The sequence below is a fragment of the Mesorhizobium sp. L-2-11 genome, from assembly GCF_016756595.1.
Lineage (GTDB): Bacteria > Pseudomonadota > Alphaproteobacteria > Rhizobiales > Rhizobiaceae > Mesorhizobium.
Map to the genome: position 1 here is coordinate 25,904 of NZ_AP023257.1, position 25,771 is coordinate 51,674.

Consider the following 25,771-nt stretch of genomic DNA (forward strand, 5'->3'; position numbering starts at 1 on the left):
TCTATAGACGCCGCGGCTAGGCCGCGACTGCTTCGGCAGGCGCTTCGGCGAGTGCGTCCTTGAGTGCCTTGGCGAGGTCGGTCTTTTCCCAGGAGAAGGACCCGTCGCGGCCGGCCTTGCGGCCGAAATGGCCATAGGATGACGTCTTCGCGTAAATCGGCCTGTTGAGATCGAGATGGCGGCGGATGCCGGACGGTGACAGGTCCATCACGGTGCGCAGCGCCTGCTCGAGCTTTGCCTCATCGACCTTGCCGGTGCCGTGCAGGTCGACATAGACCGACAGCGGTTGGGCGACGCCAATGGCATAGGAAAGCTGGATGGTGCAGCGATCGGCGAGCTTCGCCGCCACCACATTCTTGGCGAGGTAGCGGGCCGCATAGGCCGCGGAACGGTCGACCTTGGTGGTGTCCTTGCCGGAAAAAGCCCCGCCGCCATGAGGCGCGGCACCGCCGTAAGTGTCGACGATGATCTTGCGCCCGGTCAGGCCGGCGTCGCCGTCGGGCCCGCCGATGACGAACTTGCCCGTCGGGTTGATGTACCAGTTGCAGCTGTCGGCGATCCTCAGGTCGCCCAGCGCCTCACGAATATAGGGTTCGACGACGTTGCGGACCTTCTTCGAATCCCAGCTGGCGTCGAGGTGCTGGGTGGACAGCACGATTTGCGTCACTTCCGCCGCCTTGCCGTCGATGTAGCGGACGGTGACCTGGCTCTTGGCGTCCGGCCCGAGCCGCCCGGCATCGCCGTCGCCCGCATGGCGCGCGGCGGCCAGCAATTCGAGGATCTTGTGGCTGTAGTAGATCGGCGCCGGCATCAGATCCGGGGTCTCGCGGCAGGCATAGCCGAACATGATGCCCTGGTCGCCGGCCCCTTCTTCGCCTTGCCGGTCGGAGGCATTGTCGACGCCCTGGCCGATATCCGGCGACTGGCCGTGCAGCAGAACCTCGATCTTTGCCGTCTTCCAGTGGAAACCGGCCTGTTCATAGCCGATTTCGCGGATCGCCTTGCGCGCGGCCGACTTGAACTTCGCCGGATTGACCAGCGGATGACCGGCGGCATCCATCAGGATGTTGCCGGCCTTGTCCTTTTTGAGCAGCGTCTCGGGGACGCGCACCTCGCCGGCGATGACGACGCGATTCGTCGTCGCCAGCGTTTCGCAGGCGACGCGGACCTTCCAGGGGTCCATGCCGGTCTTTCTGGCCTCACGATAGACCAGATCGACGATCTCGTCGGAGATACGGTCGCAGACCTTGTCGGGATGACCCTCGGCAACGGATTCCGAGGTGAATAGATAGTTTTGCCGCGTCACGGGTGTCCCCTCTTGAAAAATCATCGGCACGCTGCCGATTGGCGCGCCACGTGTTAGCTGTGCCGAGCAGCGCTCGTCAAGCGGTGGGCGCCATTATCTTGTACCACTTTGACCGCCGGCAGCCTGCCGCCAGCCTGCTTGGCTCCAGCACGTGCTTTAGCTTCAACACGTTGATGAGAAAGACTTTGAGCATGGCTGTCGAGCAAAATCGATCCGCTCTCCCGCATGCCTGCGGGATGTAAATTCCACGATGCGCGAGATCGCAAGAAATTGCCTGCCCGCAATGACGGCTTCGCTATGTTCGACTTTTCAACGGCTGCCCAATCAATCGACCCAGACCAATCTGCGCAATCAATCGACTTCGTCGGCCGAAAGGGCTTTCACAAGCTCGATAACCTTGCGGCGTATCTTCACGTCGGTGATCTTGACGAAGGCCCGGTTGAGTTGAAGACCTTCAGGACTGCCGCAGAATTCGACGGCAGAAGCCATTGATGCATCCTCCGCAAATCCGCGGTTGCCCACGGCCTCCTGGCCCGGCGCGTCCTCGAAAAAGAAAGCGACAGGCACGCCCAGTATCGAAGCGATTGCCTGCAAACGGCTGGCGCCAACGCGATTGGTCCCCTTTTCGTATTTCTGTATCTGCTGAAACGTTATGCCGAGGTTCTCGCCCAGCTTTTCTTGGCTCATTCCCAACATATTACGACGAAGCCTGATGCGACTTCCGACATGGATATCGATAGGATTCGGCTTCTTCTTGTTTTCTTCTGCCATTTTTTCCTCGCCGAATTTTTCCGGCTTTTTGTGTTTTTTCTGCCCAAAAACGAAGCCGGCGGCCAGTGCCCCAACAGAACCGACGTGCTGACTTCGAGAAATTTCAGGCGGTTACAGTATGAGTTTCTAATGTGTCGACTGTCAATTCGCCCGTAGCCGTTGCCTTACATTCATTGTGAAAGCAGCGAGAGCGAACAGCAACATGATCATCAGTCCATTAATGCGTCTTTGGCTGGAAGAAACGATGGCTTGATTGGAAATCGGCACCTGGACATCGATGGCTCCGCGGGCGTCGATCGCCAGCGCGTCGAGGATGCGTCCGCGCGGATCGACGACAGCGGAGATGCCGTTATTGGCTGCACGCAACAATGGCACCCCGTTCTCTACCGCACGAATCTGCGCCTGCCTGAAATGCTGGTACGGACCCGGCGTGTCACCGAACCACGCGTCGTTCGTGACATTCACAATAAGCTCAGCTGACGTTGCGTCAACCGCCACCAGATCGGGAAAGATGACTTCGTAGCAAATGAACGGAAGCACGCGGATGCCGCCGGGCAATTCGATCGGGTGCCGCTCATTGCCCGCCGCGTAGGTTGTCGGCCCGGCGACGAGTTGTTTGAGCCCCAGGCGGCCAAGCAGGTCGGCAAAAGGCAGATATTCGCCAAAGGGCACCAGATGAACCTTGTCGACTGCATCGGCGATTTGACCCTTGTCATCGATCGCCACCACCGAATTGTAGTACCGCCTGTCGGCATCTTCCGCCGACCCGCCTTCCTCCCGGACGACGCCGGCGATCAGCGTCTGGCCGTCGCCAAGCATCTCTCCCAGCGCGGTCAGCGCATCGGGACGTTCGGCGAAAAAAAACGGCACAGAAGTTTCCGGCCACAGGATCAATTGCGGCTTGGCATGACCAGTCTCTGGGCCAGTCCCTGGGCCGGCCTCTGGCGCCTTGGCCGAAAGCCCCATCAGCGTAGCGAAGATCCGGTCGGGCACTGAAGGGTCCCACTTTTCGCTGAGGTCGACGGCCGGCTGCACGATGCGGACGTCGATTGCGCGGGTCGCGGGCTCGATCTCGGCAGCTAGCCTGACATAGCCGAAGCCGAGATGGGCCGCGACGAGAACGGCAGCCAGCGCACCCCCCAGGCGGACATGCCGGCGCGCCGCAAGCAGGGCCGGCAATGCAAAGACGAAAACCGCCAGCGCGTTGATGCCGACCATGCCGGTCACCGACACGCTCTGCATAAGCAAGGGCACCGGCATCGCCGCGTAGCCGACGGCATTCCAGGGAAAGCCGGTGAACAGAAAGTCGCGCAGCCATTCTGCCAGGCCGAAGCCGAAGGCAAGGGCGGCGATGCGGCCGATGTCGTTGCTCCACAGCAGCCGGGCAACCGCCGTCGCGAAGCCATAGAAAAAGGCGAGCGCCAGCGGAATTCCGACCACTGCGAAGGGAAGCGCCCAGGCGAAACTGTCGGCCTCGACCAGAAGTGCTGAGCCGATCCACCACAGGCCGGCGAGAAAATAGCCGAAGCCGAACCACCAGCCGACGGCGAAGGCCGGCCGCAAATGCCGGAACCAGCCATCGGAGGCTTCTCCGGTTGCGCCGTCGAGGAGCCAGACCAGCAGCGGAAACGAAACGAAACAGACGGCGAAGAAATCGTAAGGCGCCTGGGCAAGAACCGCCAGCGCACCGGCAAGAAACGCCACAAGCGCGCGGCGCCAGCCCCACAGCAGAATTATCCGGCCGGCCAGGCGCTTCATCGATCCTTCCGAGTCGTGCGAATCACGGCAGAAGATTTATCAGGCCATGGTCCACCCTCCAAACGGCCATCGCTTCGCCAGCGTGCCGGATTGGATTCGGCTCGCGCCCCCGCAGCGGACGTTCGCTCGCCCTGGTTGAACTGACACCCATGACCCTGAGCCGCCATTGGGCGGCCATAAAACGAACGGTCGCAGGCTGTACCCAAAGCGGCCCTTGGTAAGCCTTCTTTGGAGCTCGTAAGCGGCCTTTATTGCACCATTTGTTTGACCCCAACCTAAGTGTCGGAAAATCGCCAGGCCTTCCGGCCCAGACAATTCCGCGATGAGAGCACATTGTCGGTGGTGTTCGGATTGTTGGACGAAAGGCGTTGCTCCATGCGGTATTGTTAGGTCAACTAAACGAAGTTCACATCTTTCTAAATTGAGCTAAACAAGCTGGCAGAATACAGTCCGTTTTGTCGAAGTGCATTTACCAAGGCGACAAAGCCTCGGCCGGAGGGAGGAACCTCCACCCCAACAGAAAATCATCGGTCCGGAAGCAGTCCTTCCGGACGGTTGCGAAGCATTGGTTCGTCGCTGGCCCAGGCGTGAAATCGCCGGGGACTGGATGCAGCCTAAACGACCTATCGTCCTCACCCAGGGAACCTGAGACAATGAATCTTTCCTCTCTACTCGCCGCTCGCGCCGCCGAGGGCAAGCCCGTTCGCGTCGGCCTTATCGGCGCGGGCAAGTTTGGCTCGATGGTGCTCGCCCAAGCGCAGCGCATTGCCGGCTATCACATGGTCGCCGTGGCGGACCTCAATGTCGGAAAGGCGCGGGAATCGCTGGACCGCGTCGGCTGGCCGAAGGAGAGGTATTCCGCCACGAGCGCTGCCGATGCCGTCAAGAATGGCACGACCTTCGTCACCGATGATGTCGCGGCGCTGCTGGCCTGCGACGATATCGAATGCGTCATTGAGGCGACCGGCCATCCGATCGCCGGCACACGCCATGCGCTGGCTGCGATCGAGGCGGGCAAGAATATCGTCATGGTCAATGTCGAGGCCGACGTCATGGTCGGCCCAATCCTGGCCAAGAAGGCCGCGGCGAAGGGCGTGGTCTATTCGATGGCCTATGGCGACCAGCCGGCGCTGATCTGTGAGCTTGTAGATTGGGCACGCGCCACCGGCTTTGAAGTCACGGCGGCTGGCAAGGGGATGAACTTTGAGCCGCGCTATCGCTATTCGACGCCGGATACGGTCTGGGGTTTCTTCGGTTGGTCGGAAGAGTATGTCGCCAAGGGCGACTTCAACCCAAAAATGTACAACTCCTTCACGGACGGCACCAAAGCTGCGATCGAGATGGCGGCGGTGGCCAACGGCGCCGGACTCGATTGTCCAGACAATGGCCTGGCTTTCCCGCCCGCCGGGCTGCACGACCTTGCGAAGGTATTCCGGCCGGCAGCCGATGGCGGCCGCATGGATCGCAGCGGCCTTGTCGACATCGCAGCCAGCCAGGAACCCGATGGCCGCGAGGTGTTCAACAATATCCGCTATGGCGTGTTCGTCACCTTCAAGGCCCACAACGAGTACTCGAAGGCCTGCTTCAATCAGTATGGCCTGCTGACCGATCCGTCGGGATGGTACGCGTCTATGTGGCGTCCGTTCCACATCATCGGCTTGGAAACTTCGGTCAGCGTGCTTTCGGCCGTGTTGCGCGGCGAGGCGACCGGCTGTTCGAAAGAGTTTCGCGGCGACGCTGTGGCTACCGCCAAGAAGGACATGCAGCCGGGCGAACTGCTCGATGGCGAGGGCGGCTTCGCCGTCTGGGCCAACGCCATTCCAGCGACGCGCAGCCTGGCGCACAGGGCCTTGCCGATCGGCCTGGCCCATAACGTCAAGCTCAAGCGCGCGATCAAGAAGGACCAGATCGTCAGCTTCGACGATGTCGAATTGGTCAACGACCTGGATGTCCTGAAGGTGCGGCGCGAGATGGAAGACACGTTCCGTTCAAACCCCAGCGTGGCGGCCTGATGGTCGAGGGACGATGCGTGATCGACCGCACCCAAAAGCCTCGCTTCGTGGTGATCCCGGAGTTTCGCGTGAAGCCCGAGCTGATGGTGGCGTTCCTCGACGCTGCCTTGGACGATGCGCGCCATTCGGTTGCGGACGAGGCCGGGTGTCACCAGTTCGATGTCGTCCGCCCGGAAGGCACCGACGATACAGTTGTGTTCTACGAGGTGTATGACGATCGCGCCGCTTTCGAGACGCATCTTACCGCGCCGCATTTGAAGCGCTTTCAGGCGTCCATGAAGACGCTAGACGTCGATGAGACCATCGTGCGCTTTTTGAGCCTCGTGAGCGAGTAGGACGCTCGAGTGTTGGGAGGCACAGGGATGGGTAAAGCTCTGACAAGTATTGGTTTCGTGGGAACCGGCATTATGGGCGGGCATATGGCCCGCCGCCTGGCAGAGGCCGGGTTCCGGGTGAAGGCCTGGAATCGAACGCCCGATAAGGCCGTGGCTCTGGCAACTGACGGCGTCGAGATTGCCGTGAGCGCCGCTGACGCCGCCATCGACGCCGATGCCGTCATCTGCATGCTGAGCTCGGGTCCTGTCTGCGATGAGGTGTTGCTCTCCGAGGGGGAGTTGTCGGTGCGATGCGACGCGGCTCGACGCTTGTCGTGATGAGTTCGATCCCGGTCGAAACGGCCAGGGGGCAGTCGGAAAGGGCGACCGCAGGCGGCCTCAACTATATCGACGCTCCGGTGTCAGGCGGCGAGAAGGGCGCGCGGGAAGGCACGCTTGCCATCATGGCGGGCGGCGAGGTGGCGCAGGTCGAAGGCCTCCTTGCGGTCTTTGCGCCGATGGGCCACGTCACGCATGTCGGGCCGGTCGGTTCGGGACAATTGGCCAAGCTCGCCAATCAGTTGATCGTGGCATCGAACATCTGTGCGGTGGCCGAAGCGCTTTTGCTGGCCGAGCGTGGCGGCGCCGATCCTGCCCGGGTTCGCGAGGCGCTGCTCGGCGGCTTCGCGGATTCGACCGTGTTCCGTCAGCATGGCCTCCGGATGGTAGAAGGCAATTTCGTACCGGGCGGTCCTGCAAAATACCAGGTCAAGGATACAGGCACCGCGCTGGCCCTGGCGCGTGCGCAGGAGCTCCAACTGCCCATCGCCGAACAGGTCGACAGCCTGTTTCGCCGCCTCGTTGATGAAGGCGGCGGCGATCTCGATCACAGCGCCGTCTTTCTAACCCTGAAGAATATGAATCAACCGGGCACAAGTTCGCCCAACAACCGAGAGTGGAGGATACCATGAACGCTTTCTCGATCCGCAGCCTGCTTGCCGGTGCGGCCATGCTCGTCGCAACCGCCGCGCAGGCCGCAACGACCCTGACCCTGTCCACGCCCGATCCGGATGGTGCGGAAATCACTGTCGCTGCCAACAAGTTTGCTGAACTGGTGGCCGCCAAGACCAACGGCGAAGTGACCATCAAGGTTTTCCCGAATGGCACGCTCTACGGCGGCGACCCATCGGGCGCGGTCAAGCAGCTTGCGGGCGGGTCGCTGGACATGCTGGTGTTGGCCACCTCGCTCTACGCCAACTTCAATCCGAAATTCTCGGCCATTTCGATCCCTTACCTCTTTGACGACGAGAAGCAGCTGCGCGCCTATCTCTCCGGCGAGCAGGGTCAGGAGCTGATTGCCGATCTAAACACCATCGGCATCAAGGGCCTGAGCTTGTGGACCCGCCCGTTCCGCCAGATGACCAACTCCAAGCTGCCGATCGAGAAACCGGCGGATCTGGCCGGACTGAAGTTCCGCGTCCCAAACAACCCGCTTTGGGTCGAGTTCTTCAAAAAAATGGGCGCTGCGCCGACCCCGATGGCTTTCGCCGAAGTCTACAACGCACTGCAGTTGAAGGTCGTCGACGGGCAAGAGAACCCGATCAGCGTGCCGCTCGCTGCCAAGTTCTACGAGGTACAGAGCTTCGTCTCAATCACCAATCACATGGCTGACGGCTGGGTGCTCGGCATCAATCCAGCCAAGTTCGACGCACTGTCCGATGCCGAGAAGGCGGCGGTCACTGAGGCGGCCAAGGAAGCCGAGGCCTGGAAGGCCGAGAACGATGCGGCGCAGGCCGAGACGATCCTCAAGGAACTGGAGGGCCACGGCATGAAGGTCAACCATCTGACGCCGGAGCAGCAGGCCGCTTTCGTGGCGGTTTCGAAGGAGTTGTTCCCGGTCTTTGCCGGTCTGGTGAAGGACCAGGCCTTCTTCGACAAGAGTGTTGCCTTTGTCGGAAAGAAGTAAGCTCTAATACCGGCTTGGCGGCGAGGCGATCCCTCGCCGCCCATTTGGGAGGAGACCATGGGCAAGCCACAGACCCGCTTCGACGCCATCCTGCGAATCCTGCTGGACGGCATAGCAGGCATCGCGATGACCGGCATTATGATCGTGGTGTTGCTGCAGGTAGCAAGCCGCCTGCTCGGAAGACCCGTATCCTGGACCGAGGAAGCGACGCGTTATCTGTTTGTGTGGATGATCTTTTTCGGGGTAGCCGCCGGCTTTCGCACGGTCGAAACGGCGCGCGTGACTGTCTTCATCGACATGATGCCGGAACTCATGCGCCGGCTGTCCGTGCCGATCTATGTCGTGTCGTCCGTGCTCTTCTTTGCCTTGACCGCCTGGACGGGTTGGATGCTGGCGAAGCAGCAGTACATGATGAACGAAACTGCTGCGACACTCGTGATTCCGATGTGGATCATCGGAACGATCATGCCCATCGCCGCCATTCTCGCCATCCTGGCCATCTTCGAATCCCTGCGAACGCGCCGCCGCTACATCGAGCTTCCCGATCTTGGGCTGCCGCCCGGCCAAGCGGTGGAAGCGGACATCGCAGTTCCAGATCCGGAGCAGAAGCCATGAGCATCGCGCTGCTCGTCCTTTTTCTGCTAATGAGCGCGCTCGGCGTTCCTCTGGCCGTGGCACTCGGCCTTGCGTCGGTCGCCGTGATCTACGTGTTCACCTCCACGCCGATCGGCCTCCTGTCGCAGAGCATGTTCTCCGCGATGAATTCCTTCCTGCTGGTGGCTGTGCCGCTCTTTATTTTCGTTGGCGTTCTGATGGAACGGGGGCGCGTCGCCGAGAAGCTGTTCGATTTTGCCGAGGCCTGCGTCGGCTGGATGCCGGGCGGTATGGGCCATGTAAATGTCGTATCTTCCGTTATCTTCGGGGGCGTTTCGGGCTCTTCCGTTGCCGACATCGCCTCGATCGGTGCGATCGAGATAAATGCGATGGAGCGGCACGGCTTTCCACGCGGCTATGCGGTCGGCATGACGCTCTGCACCTCGACTCTGTCGTCGATCATTCCGCCGTCGATCCTGATCGTCATCGCCGGTTCGATCGCCAACGTCTCAATCGGCACGCTGCTGGTAGCGGGCCTTATCCCTGGCCTTTTCATCGCCTTCGCCTTCATGGTGTTCAACCATGTCTATGCGGTCAGGCACGGCTACAATCCGCCGTCGCCGATGAACTTCCGCAAAATCGCGATCACCGGCGTGAACGCGATCCTGCCGATGCTGACGCCCGTCATCTTGCTGGTCGGTATCGTGGACGGCTATTTCACGCCTACCGAGGCGGCAGCCCTTGCCGCGCTCTATACGCTGTTCCTGGCGGTGATCCTCTACAGGACGATTTCGCTGGCGGAACTTCCGGGTATCATCGTCGACACAGCGCGCACCTCCGGAACGATATTGTTCATCGCTGCGACCGCCAAGCTTGCGGCCTGGGTCTTCACTTATGACGGCCTACCGCAACAGGTAGCGACCCTGCTCGGCGCGATCAGCACAGGCCCGACGATGGTGCTCATCCTCGTCTTCCTGTTCCTGATCGTGGTCGGCATGTTCATGGACGCTATCGCCGCCATGTTCATCCTGATCCCGGTTCTGCTGCCGCCGGCGGTGTCATTGGGCGTCGATCCGATGCATTTCCTCATCGTGACAGTCGTTACGCTGACGCTGGGGCTGGTGACGCCACCGGTCGGTGTCTGCCTATTCGCGGCGGCGCAGGTTGCCAGGATGTCGATTGAGGATGTGATCAAGGGGTCGCTCGCACCGATGTCGATCCTGGTCCTGGCGATCCTTGCGCTGGTGCTGTTCCCGGTTCTCACCACCGGACCGATCCGCCTGCTCGGGCTATATTGAGTCGATCGACGATGGCGCGACCCGATTTCATCATCGTCATGGGCGTCTCCGGCACCGGCAAGACGGAGATCGCCCGAGGCCTAGCAAACCGTCTCGGCGTCGATTGGATCGAGGCTGATACCTATCACAGCGCGGCGAATGTGGAGCGCATGCGACGCGGTGATGGGTTGACGGACGAAATGCGTTGGCCGTGGCTGGCTGCGGTGGCGGAAGCGGCGCTGGCGCTGCCCTCGCGTCCGGCGGTCGTCGCCTGTTCGGCCCTCAAGCGCAGCTATCGCGATTTTCTGCGGGAACGACTTGGCCAGGTCGGCTTCGCTTTCCTCGATGGATCGGAGGAACTGATCCTGCAGCGCCTTGGCAGCCGCAAGAACCATTTCGCTGGATTCTCATTGCTATCCAGCCAACTCGCGACGCTGGAACTCCCGATGCCCGACGAGCGCTTTTTGGCGCTGCCGATTGCGTGGAGCCCGCAGAGCATCGTGGAGAAGGCCGCGGCCGCATTGGGCTGATCAACATTTGGGCGCGGCGGATAGCGCCTCGCCACGCAGCCAGTCGAGAAACACGCGGACCTTCTTGTGGCGAAGATGATCGCGCGGGCACGCGATCCACTGCGTCACGATATGGATTTCGGGTGCGTCGCGAACCGGGCAGATCAGGCTGCCTTCGGATAGCTCGCGCTGCATCATCAAAGTGCTCTCCAGAGCTATACCAAGCCCACCGGCAGCCGCATCAATCGCCATGTGGCTGCGGTCGAATAGAACGCGTCGCCACCTCTCATTGGATTCGACGCCCGCAAGCGCCAGCCATCGGGTCCATTGTGCCTGAGACTTGACCGAGTGAATCAGGCGAAACTGCAGCACTTCTTGTGCCGCGAGACTGGCGGGCTTGGCGATCGACGGCGCGCAAACCGGAACAAAGCTCTCTTCGATGAGGCCCTCAACGAACAGGCCGGGCCACTTGCCGTCGCCGTGTCTGATTTCCAGATCCACGGCTTCGCGGTTGAAATCGGTCGGTTCATTGGTGCCATCCAGCCGCACCTCGAGATCGGGATTTGCAGTCAGGAACGCGCCGAGGCGCGGCAGTAGCCATTTGTTCGACAGAGTTGGCGTCGCGCGCACGGTGAGTGCGGTGATCGAACGATAGCCACGGATTGCATTGGTTGCCTCTGCAATCTGCTCCGCGCCATCGTTGATCGAGGCGAAAAACCGCTCGCCGGCCTCCGTCAGCAGGATGCCACGACCGACCTTGGTAAGCAACGTGACACCTAGTTGTGTCTCAAGCGCCTGGACCTGCTGAGTGACGGCGGACGGTGTGACGTTCAGCTCTTCGGCGGCCCGCGAAATGCTACCGGCGCGGGCAGCTGCGTGAAACACCCAGATCGAGCGGATCGGAACTTGCGACATGCTATCTCGAATGTCTCTCGCGAAGCGCGATCACTTTGTGGACACGTTTATCTTCAATATCGAGGGTGGGATCACGCCACGATTGTTTGTACCCATTGATTGTTGGGAATCGCGCACCGATCAATTCTCGCAGGCGAGGGAAATTGTTTCGCCGTTCCAAAGGTTCGATCCCTTCATCAGTCTTCGCCGTCGCGCGATAGAAAAGCGTTCAGCCGCTCCAGGACGAGATCCGGGGCTTCGAGCTGAGGCAAGTGACCGACGCCAGGTAATGTTTCGAACGATGCCTGCGGGATCAGCGCATGAAGCGCTTTGCCTCGCTCCAGCGGGATCCATGGATCGTCCTTGCCCCAAATTATCTTTACCGGACACCTGACATCCCCGAACGCCGGCTCGACTTCGGCGGTATATTTTTCGTCGGCTTGCGCGAATTGCCGATAGAAGCTTCCTCGTCCCTCCTCGGCAAGCCACGGCTCGACAAGTTTCTCGAAATCTCCGGGCGCGATGTCATTTACGATCGCCCCCTTGATATAAGCCTCCACGACCGCTCTGTGGATATGCGGCGGCAGGCCCAGAAAGGCATCCACATGGCGACCGACATGATCGAAGAACTCCGATCCCCAAGGGCGCATGGCGACGACATTCATCAGGACATACCGCTCGAAGTCGCAGCCATGGAGCAAATGCGCCCGTAGCGTCGTCGCTCCGCCGAAATCATGGGCAACGACCATGGGCTGCTCAAGGTCCCAATGCGCCAGCATCTCGGCGAATACTTCTCCTTGCACGTCGAGTGAGGTGCGCTGCTCCGCGCCTTTGTCGGATCGCCCGTAGCCGGGCATATCGTACCAGTGGACACGATACCGCCTTGCAAGGTCTGGAATAATCCGATGCCATGAGAATGAAGACCACGGCCAGCCATGAGCCAACACGAGCGCGGGCCCAGTGCCAGATTGCCCCGCTGCGACAGCGCCCGCGGATGTTTCCACGGTCTCATCGAGTTTCCACGACATCAGACATTCTCCTGGTACTCATGACAGCGTCCAGACGAATTGGTTCGCAAACCATATAGTTCGAAACCGCACCCTTTGCTGAAATTCAGACCGATGACGCTGTCGGTGCCAGCCTTCGATCCGTAGATCGCCCAGCCGCTCAGCCTCCTCGCGTGGACCATGCTGGGCTCGAAGCCAAAAGCCTTTTCAAGCCAGATCAATGCGGCGCGCGGGCCCTTGCAGAATAGGACTGCGCCAAAGGCTGAGCGCTTGAACGGATCGTCGACCGTCGTCGGGCGAGCGGCGTCTTTCAAGCCTGCTCGGCGCGGACGGCGCGCCGCCGGCGCTCGCCTTTCTGGGTCTCCACGATGCGCACGCGTTTGACGCGGCGTGGATCGGCGTCGAGCACATGGAATTCGAAGCCGGGGATGGCCTGCACCACTTCGCCGCGGGCCGGGACCCGGCCAAGCGTGTTGAAGATCATGCCGCCGATCGTGTCGACATATTCGCCATGCTCGCCGGCAGCGAAATCCTCGCCTATCATCTTGGCGACCTCGTCGATCTCGGCCTTGCCGTCGACGACGAACACGCCCTCGCCGGTCTGGGTGATCATCGGCTCGTCCTCGTCGTGCTCGTCCTCGATGTCGCCGACCACCATCTCGACGATATCCTCGAGCGAGACCAGACCATCGGTGCCGCCATATTCGTCGATGACCAGCGCCATCTGGGTGCGCATCGCCTGCATCCGCCCCATCAGATCGGAGGCGAGCATCGACGGGGGCACGAAAAGCACCGGGCGGATCAGGGTCAGGTCGCCGATGGTGCGGGTGAGATCGACCTTGGCGAGATCGAGAAGCGTGGCAGGGGCAGCTTTCCTGGTCGTCCTGCCCTTTCTGACGCGGGCGAGCTTGGTGATGTGAGCGAGCACGTCGCGGATGTGGACCATGCCGCGCGGGTCGTCGAGCGTCTCCGAATAGACCGGCATGCGGGAATGGCCGGACTGCTCGAACAGTCCCAGAAGATCGCCAAGGTTCGTCGTGATCTCGACCGCCTCGATGTCGGCGCGCGGCACCATGACATCCTCGACGCGAACCTCGCGCAGGCGCAGAATGTTGTTGAGCATGGCCCGTTCGCCGGGCGAAAAGGCGCCGGCATCGCTCGCCGTTTCGGCAAGCGCGTCGGCGATCTCCTCGCGCAGGCTGGTGCCGTTGCGCTGCCTGAACAGGCCGAGCACGCGATCGAACAGGGAAGGACCGGCAGGCGATGGCTCGCTGGCGAAGCTGCCGGTCGTGGTACTCGGACTAGAGTCCTCTTCCGTCTGTTCGGATGGCTTGGTCGCACTGCCGGCGTCTGGGCGGGCGGCAGTCTCTGGTTTGTCGTTCATCGTCGTCCGGTCATTTGATCTTTTTAGTTACGCGTAGGGATCGGGAATGGCAAGCCTTGCAAGTGCTGCGCGTTCGACGGCTTCCATTTCTTCGGCCTCGGCGTCGGTCTCGTGATCGTAGCCCAGCAAATGCAGCAGGCCGTGGATGACGAGATGGATGATATGGTCGTCGACAGGCTTGTCTTCCAGTGCGGCTTCCCGCACAACCGTCTCGGCGGCCAGCACAATGTCGCCCAGCATGGGCGGCAGCGGACCCCCCTTGGCGAGCGGAAAAGCCGGGAAAGACAGGACGTTGGTCGGTTTGTCCTTGCCACGCCATCCCGCATTGAGACTGCGTATATGGGCGTCGTCAGAAAAAACGATGCTGAGCTCGGAACTGCCGGCCGCACCGGTTTCGGCAAACGCGGCGGCAACGGCGCCATAGACCAGCCGCGTCAGCGCGGCCTCATCGGGCCAGTCGCCCGCTTCGACTGCTATATCGATGTCGATGGGAACCGGAAGATCCCCCCTACAGATTTTTTGTCCTCAGCCATAAGGCTGCATCATCGTGTTTTCTTGTTTGAGCATCGGATTTTCGCAAAACCGGTTCCCACTTTTGGGTCCGATGCTATTTTTTGTTTGAGCATCGGATTTTCCCAAAACCGGTTCCCACTTTTGGGTCCGATGCTCTAGCCTTCGGCGCCCAGGCCCCGGGCCAGCTTGCCATCGCGGTCGTAGGCCTTGACGATCTCGGCGACCAGCGGATGCCTGACGACGTCGCCTTCGTTGAACCGCACCGTCACCATGCCGGTGACGCCGTCGAGGATCCTGAGCGCCTCGACCAGACCCGATTTGGTGTTTTGCGGCAGGTCTATCTGGGTCGGATCGCCGGTGACGATCATGCGCGAATTCTCGCCGAGACGGGTCAGGAACATTTTCATCTGCATCGGCGTGGTGTTCTGCGCCTCGTCGAGGATGACGGCGGAGTGCGCCAGTGTGCGGCCGCGCATGAAGGCCAGCGGCGCGATCTCGATCACCTCGGCGGCAATGGCCCGCTCGACCTTGTCGGCCGGCATCATCTCGTAAAGCGCGTCATAGAGCGGCCGCAGATAGGGATCGACCTTCTCCTTCATGTCGCCGGGCAGGAAGCCGAGCCGCTCGCCGGCCTCGACGGCCGGCCGCGACAGCACGATGCGCTCGACCATGCCACGTTCGAGCAGCATGGCCGCATGCGCCACCGCCAGGAAGGTTTTTCCGGTGCCAGCCGGGCCGATGCCGAAGACGAGTTCGGACCGCTCCAGCGCGCGCATATAGGCGTCCTGGTTGAGCGAGCGGGCATAGATCGTCTTCTTGCGCGTCGATATCTGGGCGGCGGACACCTTGCCCTTGCGCTCCAGCGTCGGCAGTGTCAGCTGGTCGTCGGCGGCGATCGCCATGCGCACGGCGCCGTCAACGTCCGACTGGCCGATGTCAGCGCCTTTCTGGAGAATGCCGTAGAGATTGTCCAGGGCGCGGCGCGCCTGCTCGGCGGCCGAGGCGGAGCCCTTGATGGTCAGCTGGTTGCCGCGCGAGCGGATATCGACGCCAAGCTTCTGCTCGAGCCTGGCCAGATTCTCATCGAACTGGCCATAGAGGGCGCTGGCAAGCTTGTTATTGTCGAAAGTCAGAACGATGTGCGCCATATCCGAAGCCCCCGATGGTAGGTTCTGGGGCAGGTTCTTCACTTCCGCAGCGCTCAATCGTCTCTCCTCATCTGCCGAGACCTTCAGGCCAATTCGGCGAACAGGCTGTTGTAACCCGTCTTCGTGATTCGTACTTGGACAATCTCACCGATTTCGCCGGACTTTTCATCAACAATAACCGGCTGCAGCCACGGCGAGCGGCCGACCTTCTGGCCGGCCTGGCGGCCCGGCTTCTCGATCAGCGTCTCGATGGTGCTGCCGACCAGGCTGGCGCCGAACTCCTGCTGCTGGCTCAGCAGCAGCGCCTGCAGCCGCTGCAGGCGCTCGTCCTTGACCGCTTCCGGCACATGACCGGCCAATTCCGCGCCCGGCGTGCCGGGGCGCGGCGAATATTTGAACGAGAAGGCCGAGGCATAGTTCACCTGGCGGACAAGGTCCATCGTCGACTCGAAATCCGCATCCGTCTCGCCGGGAAAGCCGACAATGAAGTCGCCCGAAAGCGCGATATCGCTGCGTGCGGCGCGGATCCGGTCGAGCAGCGTCAGATAGTCTTTTGCCGTATGCCTGCGGTTCATCGCCTTGAGGATGCGGTCGGAGCCGGATTGCACAGGCAAATGCAGATAGGGCATCAGCGCCGGCAAGTCACGGTGGGCGGCGATCAATTCGTCGTCCATGTCGCGCGGGTGGCTGGTGGTGTAGCGCAGCCGCGCCAGCCCGGGAATCTCGGCCAGCCGGAACAGCAGGCGGCCAAGACCCCATTCCTCGGCGTTTTCGCCTTCGCCGTGCCAGGCATTGACGTTCTGGCCAAGCAGCGTCACCTCGCGCACGCCGGCTTGCGCCAGCCGCTCGGCCTCGGCGACGATCTGCGCCACCGGCCGCGACACTTCCGAGCCTCTGGTATAGGGCACGACGCAGAAGGTGCAAAACTTGTCACAACCTTCCTGGACGGTCAGGAACGCGGTGACGCCGCGCCTGATGATCTCGGCGCGCTTCGGCTGCGGCAGATGCTCGAACTTGTCCTCGATGGCGTAGTCGGTCTCAACGATCTTTTCGCCGCCGCGCACCCGTGCCAGCACATGCGGCAGCCGGTGATAGGTCTGCGGGCCGATGACCAGATCGACAGAAGGCGAGCGGCGGATGATCTCGGCGCCCTCGGCCTGCGCCACGCAGCCGGCGACGCCGACCAGCATCACGCCGCCGGCCCGAGCCCGCTCGGCCTTCATCTCACGAATGCGGCCGAGTTCGGAATAGACCTTTTCGGCGGCTTTCTCCCGGATATGGCAGGTGTTGAGCAGCACCAGATCGGCCTCGCCGATCGTATCCGTAGCAGTATAGCCGTCGGCGGCCAGCGCGTCGGTCATGCGCTGCGAATCGTAGACGTTCATCTGGCAGCCATAGGTCTTGACGAAGACCTTCCGGCTCGCGGCCGGCGGCGCGACCGCAGTTTCGGCCGCGATATCGATGTCGTCGCGTTCTATCGTGTTCAATTCCATCTGGCGGCTTCTAACGCCTTTCGCCAACAAAAAACAGACGATTCTGGCTTACAGCGCCGCGCCGCCTTTGGACGCGCAAAGCGATGGGGCTTTTCCGGCTTACCGGCTCGGGCGCGGATCGGCGAGCGCCGCCTGCACCATGTCACGCACCTGACTTTCCATCAGCCTGGCCGTTTCCTTGCGGCTGGAGCCCTTGGAGAAGGCGACCGGCTCGCCGAAATGCACTTCGACATCGAGCCCGCCCTCCGCCATCAGCACCTTGAGATGAGGCATCAAGTCCTCGTCGCCGATCCAGGCGGCAATCGGCCGGTGCCTGCGGCCGAGCGGCACGCCGTGCAGGCGCGTATAGACGATCGCCACCGGCTGGATGAAGACCGTTTCGGCCGCCCCTCCCGAAATCGCCATCGAGGCAGCGCCGAACAGCGTGCTTTTGAACGGCAGGATCATGTTGCCGTCGCTGGTCGACCCTTCGGCAAACAGCACCATGGCGTCGCCCTTGGCCATGCGGCTGGCGATCTCGCTCGCCTGGTCGCCCGACGAACGTTTGCGCTCACGCTCGATGAAAACGGTGCGCTGCAGCTTCGACAACATGCCGATCAATGGCCAGCCGGCCATGTCGGCCCTGGCGATGAACGTCACATCGGCCATCGACCCCAGCACCATGATGTCGGTCCAGGAGACGTGGTTCGACGCAACCAATAACGGGCGCTGGCTGGACAAGGTCCCCTTGATATGGATGCGCATGCCGAGCGCCCGGATGATGAGCCGGTGCCAGATCTTCAGGATGAACGTCTCGCGCCAGAGGCCGGTCTTCATCGACAGGATCTGCAACGGCACGAGAACCAACGAGCCTGCGACAACGAGGCTCAGCGCCAGGAAAATCCTGATTTTTCCGATCATCCGCTCTTGGCCCTGTCCCGAGTTCTGACTAGCGCGCCTAAAGCACGCTCCAGCGCTTTTTAATCTGCGCATATGAATCAACGGATCGTGCTTTCCGAAAATCGGTTCCGATTTGCGGGCCGATCGCTAGCGAAGATCGCGGCGCATGACAAGCGCTCCGGTCGGGCCGTGCTCGGGCGATCTGTAATAGTTGGCACGTTTGCCGACCTCGCGGAATCCCAGCCGCCGGTAGAGCGCGATCGCGGCGACGTTGGTCTCGTCGACCTCGAGGAAAAGCGCCTCTGCGCGTTGCGCATGCAGTTCGCGCAGCACCGCATCCATCAATTGCCAGCCGAGCCCCTGGCGGCGATGGGAGCGCGCCACCGCGACAGTCAGGATCTCGCCTTCGCCGGCTGCCAGGCGCGCCAGCACAAAACCGACCGGCGGCTTGGCACCCTGGCCGGTCTCGCGGGCGGCATAGCCGAACACCGTGTCCTGCTCGATCAGCGCGGCGAATTCGTCATCGCTCCACGGCCGGACGAAATCCTCGCGATGCAGCACCGACAGAGCCGCGCTATCAGCGATCGTCAGCCGCTCGAGCGCAAAGTCCCTGCGGCGCGGCTGGAGGAAAGGGATGCGCATCAGTTTTTCTTCCCGGCTTTCTTCCTGGACAGGATAAACCCGGCCTGCGGCTTGGCGTCCGCCCCGCGCAAATAAAGCGGTTTCGGCTTTTCGCCTTCACCTTTGACGGCAGCCAGCCGAGCATAAACGGCGATGTCGGCCGTGGCACTTGTCGGGCCGACTTCGAAGGCGCGCCCGGCCGAAGCCGCAATTTGCTTGGCCGCCGTGCCGGCCAGAACCGGAGAACTGTCGACCGCCATGGCGGCGGCTTGCGGAAGCGTGGCCACCGCGGGACCGTAAATCAAGACGGATGCTTCGTCGTAAAGCGCTGCATGGATCTCCTCGCGCCCGGCGTCGAGCGCGGCCAGCACGGCGCGGCCAGGAAATGTCGCTTTCGCTTGCGCCGCCAGCGCTTCCAGCGTCGTCACCCCGATTGCCGGGATTTTCAGCGCCAGCGCCAGGCCCCGCGCCGCCGAGACACCGACGCGCAGTCCTGTGAAGGAGCCCGGGCCGGTGGCGACGGCGATGGCGCCAAGGCCGGTATAATCGGTTCCGGCAGCCCTCAACGCCTGCTCGATCACCGCCATCAAATGCTCGGCATGGCCTTTTCCCAGATCGAGCACCGAACGGCCGAGTTCCTTCCCGGCCGCCGCGTCGTAGACACAGGCGGCGCAGAGATTGGCGGCACAATCGATGGCAAGCAACTTCATGAGGCGGCCGGTTGGGAGCACCCGCTTGGGGCACAGGGGGTTCGAAAGACAATTTCCCTGTGCCTGCCATGGCTCATCCCTGCAAGGGCATAATGCATAAATCGTTTGGCGGCTTCGCTTCGACCTCGCCCAAAAAGAGGCAACTTTCGGCGACCAAAACCGTCAACGAACCAGTGCCGCACTATCCGCCCTGCTCGATGCGCAGCATGTGATTGTCCCAGACATAGTCCGGCTCGGACCGTGTCGCGCCGCCGGTTTCGACAATTTGGCCGGTGCCCGTCGTCGCCATGAAGGCCGCCCCTTCGGGCGCCACGCCGCAGACCTCGGCCAGTGCGCTGGTGGCGACGATGCGGCCGCTGGCCGCATCGATCACCGCAAGCGAGTTGCCTCCCGGCGAGGTCACGGCGACGGTGCCGGCGGCAGGGTTGGCGGCGACCGCGCCGATGTAGTTCCTGAAGCCGGACAGCACGTCCTGCGGCATGTCGAGTAGTTGCAGATCCTTGCCGCGGGCGGCGCGGCCGACCAGCAGCGGACGATCGCTGCCCGGCCCCCTGTACTGGCAGCCGAACCAGACCGCGCCGGATTTGTCGGTATCCATGTGCCGGATCGAAAGCTGGTGCAGCGCCGGCGGCAATTCGTGCTTTTCGACAAGGTCGCCGGTCAGGCGGTCGACCAGCACATAGGATGGCTTCATCGTCGCGATGTTGAGTTCGGCGCGGCCATAATCCGGATGCGTCTCGATGCCGCCATTGGCGACGGCAATCGTCCTGCCGTCGCCGAGCAGCAGAAGCTCGTGCGGACCCATGCCAAAGGTCGGGAACTCGCCAACCCGCTTGAATTTCGCACGCGCGTCATAGACGCCGACCACGCCGGCGGCATTGTCGAAATCGTTCTCGGTGGCGTAGAGCAACGCACCGTCGGCCGAAAACACGCCGTGGCCGAAGAAATGGCGGCCACTGATGCTGGCAATGGTCAGCGGCTCGTCGCGGCCGGTGTGGTCGAACACAACCGCGAACGTGCCGGGCTGCCTGGCAAAGACTACGGAGCGCTTCGAAACCGCATCGAAGGTGACGTCGTGACCGCGGGCGGGCAGGTCGATGGCATGCAGCACCCTGCCGGCCTCGGACAGGATCGCCGCGCCATAGCTGCCGTCGCGCTTGACGAAAGCGGTGGCGAAGACGGCGTCCGTGCCAAGCGTCTTCGCCCATGCCGATGGCGCCATCGCGGCAGCAAAGCCAATGCCTGCGGCCCTGAGGAAATCACGACGATCGATCAGGGGCGTGCGCAGGGTCAATCCCCATCCAGCGACGAGAACCCGGCGGTCAGGCCGAATTCGGCGGTCAGCCTGGTGCCGATCAGGGTCGACAGGCTGGATGTCACCAGCGAGAAGTGGTCGAGCTTCTGGCGCAGCGCCGGATCGGCAAGCGCCTTGTCGATCGGGCCTCTGATGGCGGTGGCGTCGGCGGCCCCGTTGACGAGCTGGATGTGGATCGATTCCGCCATCCAGCGCGCATCGGGCGACAGCGCGTCGCCAAGCTGCGAAGCCTGGAACAGAGCGTCCATGCCCGAAAGGTTTCCGGTCAGCGAACGCGCGGTGTTTTGTGAACGCCAGTAGATCGCCTGTTTCGGCTTGTCGGCCTCCGGGCTACTCCCCAGAAAACCTTTCAGGCGCACGTCACGGACCATCTCCAGTTCGTTGATGAAGACGGCGACCAGTTCGGTCACCGCTTCCGTGCCGTCGCGGTAGAGTGGGTTTTGCGGCCCCGGATTGGCCCAAAGTGCTGCAAAGCCGTCGGGCTTGTTCCAGGCGTCGCTGACCTCGGCGGCGATCGTTTCGATGTTGCCGGCGATGGCCTCTCCGTAAGCGCAGCGATAGGGATCGTCCTTGCCGGCGAGCCGCTCGGCGCCATCGCCGTAAAGCACGAATTCCAGCGCGCCAAGCCCTTGCATGGCGACGCTCTTTGTCGCCAGTTGGGCCGGATCGGCGGCGGTCCGGTCTTTACTGGCCAGCGCCGCCTGCACCTGCCTCAGGCCGATGCTCTTGCGATCCGGCCAGAACAGCATGCGCTCCAGCCGGTTGTCCTGCGTGATCGGTCCGATGCGGATGATCTCGACGACAGACCAGGCATCCACGGTGCCGGAGAATTCGGCGCGCGCCGCGTCGAGATGGTCCTGCGAAGGCGCGTCGCACAGCGTGCGCATTGAGTTGCTTAGGCTGTCCGCATGGTCATGCAGGCGCGCATAGGCGGGGCGGACAAAGCCGTCGACCGCTCGCTGGATCACTTCGGAAGCCTTCACCGCTGCGGACGCCGGCAATGCGCCCGGGAGGATCAGCGAGAGAGCTAGGACAAACGCCGGACGCTTCGACATCATAGCGACTCCGGGGACATCACAACGACTCCAGGAATTTGACCAGTGCGTCGCGATCGGCCGCATCGGCGGCGGCAAAGCGGTCGCGCGCCTTCTGCCCCTCGCCGCCATGCCACAGGATCGCCTCGGTCAGCGTGCGCGCCCGCCCGTCGTGCAGGAAGAAATTGTTGCCGTTGACCGTCCGGGTAAGACCGATGCCCCACAGCGGCGGCGTGCGCCATTCGCTGCCGGTAGCATCGCCCACCGCTTGCCCGTCGGCGAGACCCGGCCCCATGTCGTGCAGCAGAAAATCGGAATAGGGCCAGATCAGCTGGAAGGCCTGCGCCTTGTTGGGCGTGCCGCGGCGGGTGACGAATTTCGGCGTATGACAGGAGATGCAGCCCATGTCGTAGAACAGCTTCTTGCCGGCCAGCACATCGGGCTTGTCGAGATCGCGCCGCGCCGGCACGGCGAGGTTTTGCGAATAGAAAGTGACCAGGTCCAGGACCGGCGGCGGCGCCTCGACCAGGCCGAGGCGCTCCTGGACGCCGTTGGGCAAGGCAAGGCAGTTCTTTTCGGCCGCGGTGCAATCGCCCCAGTGGTTCGGCACTCCCGGCGTCGAAATGCCGATGTCGCCGGCGAACGCGTCCGCCGCTTGCTGGCGGATCGAAGGGGTCTGCGCCTTCCAGCCGAAGCGGCCGAGCGTCGGCTCGCCGCTCTGGCCGTCGCGCACGATGTTAGGCTTGCCGGAGATGCCGTCACCGTTGCGATCGTCCGGATCGGCACTGGCGAGAATGTCGGCCGGCGCGATTTGCTCGACCAGGCCGAGGCCGATCATCGGCGGCGTCAAGCGTGGCGAAAGCGTGGTGTGCTGATCGAGCGGCCCGTTGGCAAGATCGTCGACCGAATAGCTCGGCCTGCGCAGCCAAACCACGGCGCCGTCCGGCAGCGAGACTTTTTGCTCCTGATAGACGACACGCATTCTGCCTTCGCCGCGAAGACCCGGAACGGCCAGTTCCTGCAATTGCGAGCCGTAGACCGGATCGGGGAAGTTGAGCACCTTGCGGGCGGCGAGCGCTGCTTTCTCCTCCTCGGTGCTCGCCTGCCGCGCCAGCCGCAGGAACATCGAGGTGGTGCCGCTGTCGGCTTCCGGCGGACGACCGCGGCCGTCCTTCAGATGGCAATTCTGGCACGCCCGCTCGTTGAACAGCGGACCAAGCCCGTCCGATGCCTGCGTCGACGAGGGCGACGACACCCAGTTCTTGCGGAAAAGAGCATTGCCGAGCTTGAAGGTGCCTTCTTCCTCGAATGTGATATTGGCGGAAGATTGCGAGAAAGCGTCCTTGCTGGCGCCTTTGCGCGACGTGCCGGCGCCGCCCTGCATCGGCTCGAACTGCTCGGGCCTGGAAAAATCCTTGGTCGGCCTGGTGATGGCAATGACGCGAGAAAGATCCTTCGGCGTCAGATCGGCACGGGTGGTGGCGAGACCCGCCGGTTCGGGCGCGCCGGCCAGCGCCGAGGCGGTCAGCGCGACCACTACGGCAAGCGAAAACCCGCCAGCCCAGTTGCAAGGCGGCTTTTGCTGGGGCGACAGGCCGTAATCCTCGGCCCGCCGCAAGCGGCGCAGGTCATCTAAGCGGCGCCGCATTCCCGCATGTCCCTAATCCGCCTCGTCGGCCGATGCGGCGTTGAGCTGACCGTATTTTTCCTCGCCGATCGAGGCGAGCAGGTCGAGTTGCGTCTCGAGGAAGTCGATGTGACCTTCCTCGTCGGACAACAGATCCTCGAACAGCTTCATCGTCACGTAGTCACCCGCTTCGTTACAAATCTCGCGCGACCGTTTGTAGGCAGTGCGCGCGTCATATTCGCCGGCAAGATCCGATTCGAGCACTTCCTTGACATTCTGACCGATGCGCAGCGGCGCTACCGACTGCAGGTTCGGATGGCCTTCAAGGAAGATGATGCGGGCCACGAGCCGGTCGGCATGGTGCATCTCCTCGATCGATTCGGCGCGTTCCTTCTTTGCCAGCTTGGCGTATCCCCAGTCTTCCAGCAGCCGGAAATGCACCCAGTACTGATTGACCGCTCCAAGTTCCAGAAATAGAGCTTCGTTAAGCCGCTCTATGATCTGTTGTTCGCCTTTCATGGGTTCTGCTCCCGTATTGGACGCGCAGGCCTCTGACGCGATCCAGGTGTGAAACGACATCCACGCCGCTCGCCTCCGAGCGGGCGTGGTAATTCTCGGTTACCCGAATGATCGTTTCGACCACATTTGGGAAGCAGCCGCAACAGCGACCACGCTTGTGCATGGCATGATAGATCTTCGCCGGCACGATAAGCTGCCAGGGATCCTGATCCAGCAGCCCGACGATCGTCTGCTCAATCTCCTTCTCGGTGATGATGTTGCAATGGCAGATCAGCATTATTTGCTCTGTGTGGCTGACGGCGCGTGCTCGGCGTCGTGTGGCTTATTTTCTCAATCGAGCCGAAGCGGGTCCACTTTTCTTTTACGCGGACGTCGGTTCGGGATCGTGCTGCGGCCTCCGGAGGCCCTACTGAAACACCTTGTCCGGCGCATCGAGGCTGTCCGAGCCCTCGAAGGCGATGGCGTTGAGTTTCAGGGTGCCGACGGCGCGTTCGATCGACTTGGTCTGGTCGACCAGCGCGTCGATCGCCGCCTGCACGGTGGCGTTTCCTTGCGTATTGCCCTCGCCGATCTGCTGGTCATAGGCCTCGCCAGCAAGCGCCCGCGCCTTGATGGCTTCCATCTTGGCGACGGTGGCATCAAGCTTGTCCGACAGTTCCTTGTCGACCGCCGGGTCGGCCTCCTTGACCATGTCGGATACCGAGGGTCCGTCGACGACGCTGCCGTCGAGGCGGGTGTAGCTGCCCTTATAGGCGGCGCGAATGCCGACGGCATCGTAGAGATGGGAATCGTAGGTGTTGTCGGAGAAGCAGTCATGCTCTTCTTCCGGATCGTGCAGCAGCAGGCCGAGCTTCATGCGCTCGCCGGCCAGTTCGCCGTAGGACAGCGAGCCCATGCCGGTGAGGATGGTCGAGATGCCGGCTTTCGGCTCGCCACCGACAAGGTTCTTGCGGGCGGCGCCGCCTTCCTTCCAGTTGTCGACCATGTCCTGCAGATCGGAAACCAGAAGCTCGCTCGCCGACTTCAAATACTGCGCGCGACGATCGCAATTGCCGCCGGTGCAGTTGGCGAGGTCGTAGTCGGTATAGGGCCGTTCGCCGGCGCCCGGGCCGGTGCCGTGCAGGTCCTGGCCCCACAGCAGGAATTCGATGGCGTGATAGCCGGTCGCCACATTGGCCTCGATACCGCCGGCTTCCTGCAGCGTGCCGGAGAGGACCTCGGGAGTAAGATTGGCGGCGTCGATCTTCTTGCCGTCGATCTCGATCGACTTGTTGGCGATCACATTGGCGGTGTACAGCGCATTCGCGTCCGACTCGGTGCCGTAGTTCTCGGCGACATAGTCGATCAGGCCTTCGTCCAGCGGCCAGGCATTCACCTTGCCTTCCCAGTCGTCGACGATGGCGTTGCCGAAGCGATAGACTTCGGTCTGCTGGTAGGGAATACGCGATGCTTTCCAGGCCTCGCGGGCGGCCGTCAGCGTTTCCACCGAAGGCTTGGCGAGCAGCGCGTCGACGGCCTTGTCGAGCGCCTGAGCCGTGGTCAGCGAATCCTCATATTTTGCGAGCGCAATGTCGGAATACGTCTTGATGACCGCCTTGGCATCGGTTTCCGCCTTGGCCGGCAGCACGAATATCGCCGCCGTCAATGCCGCCGTGGCGCCGATCGCTGCAAGCTTGCCGCCATATTGCGCAGTGATCATCGCTCTCATGATTGTCATCTCCCTCGGGAATTCAGTGAAAATGCCGGCGCCAGAAGCGCGTCGGCAGGCAATCGGCGCCAAGGCAGATCCCTGCCATCGGGCGTGATAAGGCCGCGACATAGCGCGGTTTGCGGAAGAAAGACATCGAAATGCCTCCAATCGAAAGGGTTCAAGGCCCAGACATCAAAGGGATGCGCTTGACGCGCACGCTTCCATAAAGCGATGAAGGTGTCGGAAGTCAACCAATTTCAGAGAGAAAAGCCAATTGAAACAACAGTTTAGAATTATTCTAAACTGCAAGTCTCAACTTTAGCCGCATTTGCCGCGCCGCGGTCGAACGAGACGATTGACAGACCCCCATTCCGGGTGCGACCCGCGAAGGTGGTCTTGCGGCGGCGTCAGACAATCGCCACTTGGCGAG

24 protein-coding genes and 1 pseudogene are annotated in these 25,771 nt (G+C 62.4%); 7 read left to right on the forward strand and 18 right to left on the reverse strand.

The window, feature by feature from the left end:
- Positions 1–16 precede the first annotated feature (16 nt).
- From metK to lnt, 3 genes are all read right to left on the reverse strand, one after another.
- Positions 17–1,330: a methionine adenosyltransferase gene (gene metK / locus JG739_RS00125; protein WP_244749655.1), complete on the reverse strand. Its 1,314-nt coding sequence runs from the start codon at positions 1,328–1,330 to the stop codon at positions 17–19.
- 327 nt (positions 1,331–1,657) lie between these two features.
- The gene (locus JG739_RS00130) at positions 1,658–2,077 is read right to left on the reverse strand and encodes a helix-turn-helix domain-containing protein (RefSeq protein WP_202364725.1); all 420 of its coding nucleotides are present in this window, start codon (positions 2,075–2,077) and stop codon (positions 1,658–1,660) included.
- A gap of 141 nt (positions 2,078–2,218) precedes the next feature.
- The gene (gene lnt / locus JG739_RS00135) at positions 2,219–3,835 is read right to left on the reverse strand and encodes an apolipoprotein N-acyltransferase (protein ID WP_202364726.1); all 1,617 of its coding nucleotides are present in this window, start codon (positions 3,833–3,835) and stop codon (positions 2,219–2,221) included.
- A gap of 653 nt (positions 3,836–4,488) precedes the next feature.
- On the opposite strand from lnt, the gene JG739_RS00140 reads away from it, so the two are divergent.
- The 7 genes and pseudogenes from JG739_RS00140 (at position 4,489) to JG739_RS00170 (ending at position 10,528) form a co-directional block, all read left to right on the forward strand.
- The gene (locus tag JG739_RS00140; RefSeq protein ID WP_202364727.1) at positions 4,489–5,847 is read left to right on the forward strand and encodes an NAD(P)H-dependent oxidoreductase; all 1,359 of its coding nucleotides are present in this window, start codon (positions 4,489–4,491) and stop codon (positions 5,845–5,847) included.
- Between the two features lie 83 nt (positions 5,848–5,930).
- On the forward strand, positions 5,931–6,182 hold the full coding sequence (locus tag JG739_RS00145) for a putative quinol monooxygenase (protein ID WP_244750003.1): 252 nt from the start codon (positions 5,931–5,933) through the stop codon (positions 6,180–6,182).
- 27 nt (positions 6,183–6,209) lie between these two features.
- A pseudogene (locus tag JG739_RS00150) lies at positions 6,210–7,132 on the forward strand (NAD(P)-dependent oxidoreductase).
- Complete coding sequence (locus JG739_RS00155; RefSeq protein ID WP_202364729.1) at positions 7,129–8,127, forward strand: DctP family TRAP transporter solute-binding subunit; 999 nt, start codon at positions 7,129–7,131, stop codon at positions 8,125–8,127. The pseudogene JG739_RS00150 and the gene JG739_RS00155 overlap by 4 nt, the downstream one beginning before the upstream one ends.
- A gap of 57 nt (positions 8,128–8,184) precedes the next feature.
- A complete protein-coding gene (locus JG739_RS00160; RefSeq protein ID WP_202364730.1) occupies positions 8,185–8,742 on the forward strand; it encodes a TRAP transporter small permease in 558 nt (185 codons plus the stop codon).
- Positions 8,739–10,019 carry a TRAP transporter large permease gene (locus JG739_RS00165; protein WP_202364731.1) on the forward strand — a complete coding sequence of 427 codons (1,281 nt, stop codon included), beginning with the start codon at positions 8,739–8,741 and terminating at the stop codon, positions 10,017–10,019. Before JG739_RS00160 ends, JG739_RS00165 begins: the two co-directional genes overlap by 4 nt.
- Positions 10,020–10,057: 38 nt before the next feature.
- Positions 10,058–10,528, forward strand: a complete 471-nt coding sequence (locus JG739_RS00170) for a gluconokinase (protein WP_244749656.1) — start codon at positions 10,058–10,060, stop codon at positions 10,526–10,528.
- Here the strand turns inward: JG739_RS00170 and JG739_RS00175 are convergent, their stop codons facing one another.
- From JG739_RS00175 to JG739_RS00245, 15 genes are all read right to left on the reverse strand, one after another.
- A complete protein-coding gene (locus tag JG739_RS00175) occupies positions 10,529–11,422 on the reverse strand; it encodes a LysR substrate-binding domain-containing protein (protein ID WP_202364733.1) in 894 nt (297 codons plus the stop codon).
- A gap of 176 nt (positions 11,423–11,598) precedes the next feature.
- On the reverse strand, positions 11,599–12,429 hold the full coding sequence (locus tag JG739_RS00180; protein WP_244749657.1) for an alpha/beta fold hydrolase: 831 nt from the start codon (positions 12,427–12,429) through the stop codon (positions 11,599–11,601).
- Positions 12,430–12,718: 289 nt separating this feature from the next.
- On the reverse strand, positions 12,719–13,792 hold the full coding sequence (locus tag JG739_RS00185; RefSeq protein WP_202364734.1) for a hemolysin family protein: 1,074 nt from the start codon (positions 13,790–13,792) through the stop codon (positions 12,719–12,721).
- Positions 13,793–13,819: 27 nt separating this feature from the next.
- Complete coding sequence (gene ybeY, locus JG739_RS00190; protein WP_202367273.1) at positions 13,820–14,308, reverse strand: rRNA maturation RNase YbeY; 489 nt, start codon at positions 14,306–14,308, stop codon at positions 13,820–13,822.
- 152 nt (positions 14,309–14,460) lie between these two features.
- Positions 14,461–15,453: a PhoH family protein gene (locus JG739_RS00195; RefSeq protein ID WP_287305617.1), complete on the reverse strand. Its 993-nt coding sequence runs from the start codon at positions 15,451–15,453 to the stop codon at positions 14,461–14,463.
- 83 nt (positions 15,454–15,536) lie between these two features.
- The gene (miaB, locus tag JG739_RS00200) at positions 15,537–16,838 is read right to left on the reverse strand and encodes a tRNA (N6-isopentenyl adenosine(37)-C2)-methylthiotransferase MiaB (protein ID WP_446720580.1); all 1,302 of its coding nucleotides are present in this window, start codon (positions 16,836–16,838) and stop codon (positions 15,537–15,539) included.
- A 207-nt stretch (positions 16,839–17,045) separates the two neighbouring features.
- Positions 17,046–17,846, reverse strand: coding sequence for a lysophospholipid acyltransferase family protein (locus tag JG739_RS00205; RefSeq protein WP_202364736.1), 801 nt, complete (start codon positions 17,844–17,846; stop codon positions 17,046–17,048).
- A gap of 126 nt (positions 17,847–17,972) precedes the next feature.
- Entirely contained in the window at positions 17,973–18,467 is a 495-nt protein-coding gene (gene rimI / locus JG739_RS00210) for a ribosomal protein S18-alanine N-acetyltransferase (RefSeq protein WP_202364737.1), read from the reverse strand.
- Complete coding sequence (tsaB, locus tag JG739_RS00215) at positions 18,467–19,156, reverse strand: tRNA (adenosine(37)-N6)-threonylcarbamoyltransferase complex dimerization subunit type 1 TsaB (protein WP_202364738.1); 690 nt, start codon at positions 19,154–19,156, stop codon at positions 18,467–18,469. The genes rimI and tsaB overlap by 1 nt, the downstream gene beginning before the upstream one ends.
- Positions 19,157–19,337: 181 nt before the next feature.
- Complete coding sequence (locus JG739_RS00220; RefSeq protein ID WP_202367274.1) at positions 19,338–20,444, reverse strand: DUF1513 domain-containing protein; 1,107 nt, start codon at positions 20,442–20,444, stop codon at positions 19,338–19,340.
- 2 nt (positions 20,445–20,446) lie between these two features.
- Positions 20,447–21,526 carry an imelysin family protein gene (locus JG739_RS00225; RefSeq protein ID WP_202367275.1) on the reverse strand — a complete coding sequence of 360 codons (1,080 nt, stop codon included), beginning with the start codon at positions 21,524–21,526 and terminating at the stop codon, positions 20,447–20,449.
- Between the two features lie 19 nt (positions 21,527–21,545).
- Positions 21,546–23,153 carry a di-heme oxidoreductase family protein gene (locus JG739_RS00230; protein WP_202364739.1) on the reverse strand — a complete coding sequence of 536 codons (1,608 nt, stop codon included), beginning with the start codon at positions 23,151–23,153 and terminating at the stop codon, positions 21,546–21,548.
- A 12-nt stretch (positions 23,154–23,165) separates the two neighbouring features.
- A complete protein-coding gene (gene bfr, locus JG739_RS00235; RefSeq protein WP_095493619.1) occupies positions 23,166–23,651 on the reverse strand; it encodes a bacterioferritin in 486 nt (161 codons plus the stop codon).
- On the reverse strand, positions 23,617–23,928 hold the full coding sequence (locus tag JG739_RS00240; protein ID WP_202364740.1) for a (2Fe-2S)-binding protein: 312 nt from the start codon (positions 23,926–23,928) through the stop codon (positions 23,617–23,619). The genes bfr and JG739_RS00240 overlap by 35 nt, the downstream gene beginning before the upstream one ends.
- A 129-nt stretch (positions 23,929–24,057) precedes the next feature.
- The gene (locus tag JG739_RS00245; protein ID WP_202367276.1) at positions 24,058–25,350 is read right to left on the reverse strand and encodes an imelysin family protein; all 1,293 of its coding nucleotides are present in this window, start codon (positions 25,348–25,350) and stop codon (positions 24,058–24,060) included.
- Between the last annotated feature and the right edge of the window lie 421 nt (positions 25,351–25,771).

Excerpts from the sequence above, each read along its gene's own strand:
- JG739_RS00245 (WP_202367276.1), bottom strand. The coding sequence starts at position 25,350 with ATGATCACTGCGCAATATGGCGGCAAGCTTGCAGCGATCGGCGCCACG.
- JG739_RS00225 (WP_202367275.1), bottom strand. The coding sequence starts at position 21,526 with ATGTCGAAGCGTCCGGCGTTTGTCCTAGCTCTCTCGCTGATCCTCCCG.
- tsaB (WP_202364738.1), bottom strand. The coding sequence starts at position 19,156 with ATGAAGTTGCTTGCCATCGATTGTGCCGCCAATCTCTGCGCCGCCTGT.
- miaB (WP_446720580.1), bottom strand. The coding sequence starts at position 16,838 with ATGAACGTCTACGATTCGCAGCGCATGACCGACGCGCTGGCCGCCGAC.
- JG739_RS00240 (WP_202364740.1), bottom strand. The coding sequence starts at position 23,928 with ATGCTGATCTGCCATTGCAACATCATCACCGAGAAGGAGATTGAGCAG.
- JG739_RS00195 (WP_287305617.1), bottom strand. The coding sequence starts at position 15,453 with ATGGCGCACATCGTTCTGACTTTCGACAATAACAAGCTTGCCAGCGCC.
- JG739_RS00230 (WP_202364739.1), bottom strand. The coding sequence starts at position 23,153 with ATGCGGCGCCGCTTAGATGACCTGCGCCGCTTGCGGCGGGCCGAGGAT.
- rimI (WP_202364737.1), bottom strand. The coding sequence starts at position 18,467 with ATGCGCATCCCTTTCCTCCAGCCGCGCCGCAGGGACTTTGCGCTCGAG.
- JG739_RS00155 (WP_202364729.1), top strand. The coding sequence starts at position 7,129 with ATGAACGCTTTCTCGATCCGCAGCCTGCTTGCCGGTGCGGCCATGCTC.
- JG739_RS00170 (WP_244749656.1), top strand. The coding sequence starts at position 10,058 with ATGGGCGTCTCCGGCACCGGCAAGACGGAGATCGCCCGAGGCCTAGCA.
- JG739_RS00160 (WP_202364730.1), top strand. The coding sequence starts at position 8,185 with ATGGGCAAGCCACAGACCCGCTTCGACGCCATCCTGCGAATCCTGCTG.
- JG739_RS00140 (WP_202364727.1), top strand. The coding sequence starts at position 4,489 with ATGAATCTTTCCTCTCTACTCGCCGCTCGCGCCGCCGAGGGCAAGCCC.
- JG739_RS00165 (WP_202364731.1), top strand. The coding sequence starts at position 8,739 with ATGAGCATCGCGCTGCTCGTCCTTTTTCTGCTAATGAGCGCGCTCGGC.
- JG739_RS00180 (WP_244749657.1), bottom strand. The coding sequence starts at position 12,429 with ATGTCGTGGAAACTCGATGAGACCGTGGAAACATCCGCGGGCGCTGTC.
- JG739_RS00205 (WP_202364736.1), bottom strand. The coding sequence starts at position 17,846 with ATGATCGGAAAAATCAGGATTTTCCTGGCGCTGAGCCTCGTTGTCGCA.
- lnt (WP_202364726.1), bottom strand. The coding sequence starts at position 3,835 with ATGAAGCGCCTGGCCGGCCGGATAATTCTGCTGTGGGGCTGGCGCCGC.
- metK (WP_244749655.1), bottom strand. The coding sequence starts at position 1,330 with ATGATTTTTCAAGAGGGGACACCCGTGACGCGGCAAAACTATCTATTC.
- JG739_RS00130 (WP_202364725.1), bottom strand. The coding sequence starts at position 2,077 with ATGGCAGAAGAAAACAAGAAGAAGCCGAATCCTATCGATATCCATGTC.
- JG739_RS00175 (WP_202364733.1), bottom strand. The coding sequence starts at position 11,422 with ATGTCGCAAGTTCCGATCCGCTCGATCTGGGTGTTTCACGCAGCTGCC.
- bfr (WP_095493619.1), bottom strand. The coding sequence starts at position 23,651 with ATGAAAGGCGAACAACAGATCATAGAGCGGCTTAACGAAGCTCTATTT.
- JG739_RS00185 (WP_202364734.1), bottom strand. The coding sequence starts at position 13,792 with ATGAACGACAAACCAGAGACTGCCGCCCGCCCAGACGCCGGCAGTGCG.
- JG739_RS00145 (WP_244750003.1), top strand. The coding sequence starts at position 5,931 with ATGGTGGCGTTCCTCGACGCTGCCTTGGACGATGCGCGCCATTCGGTT.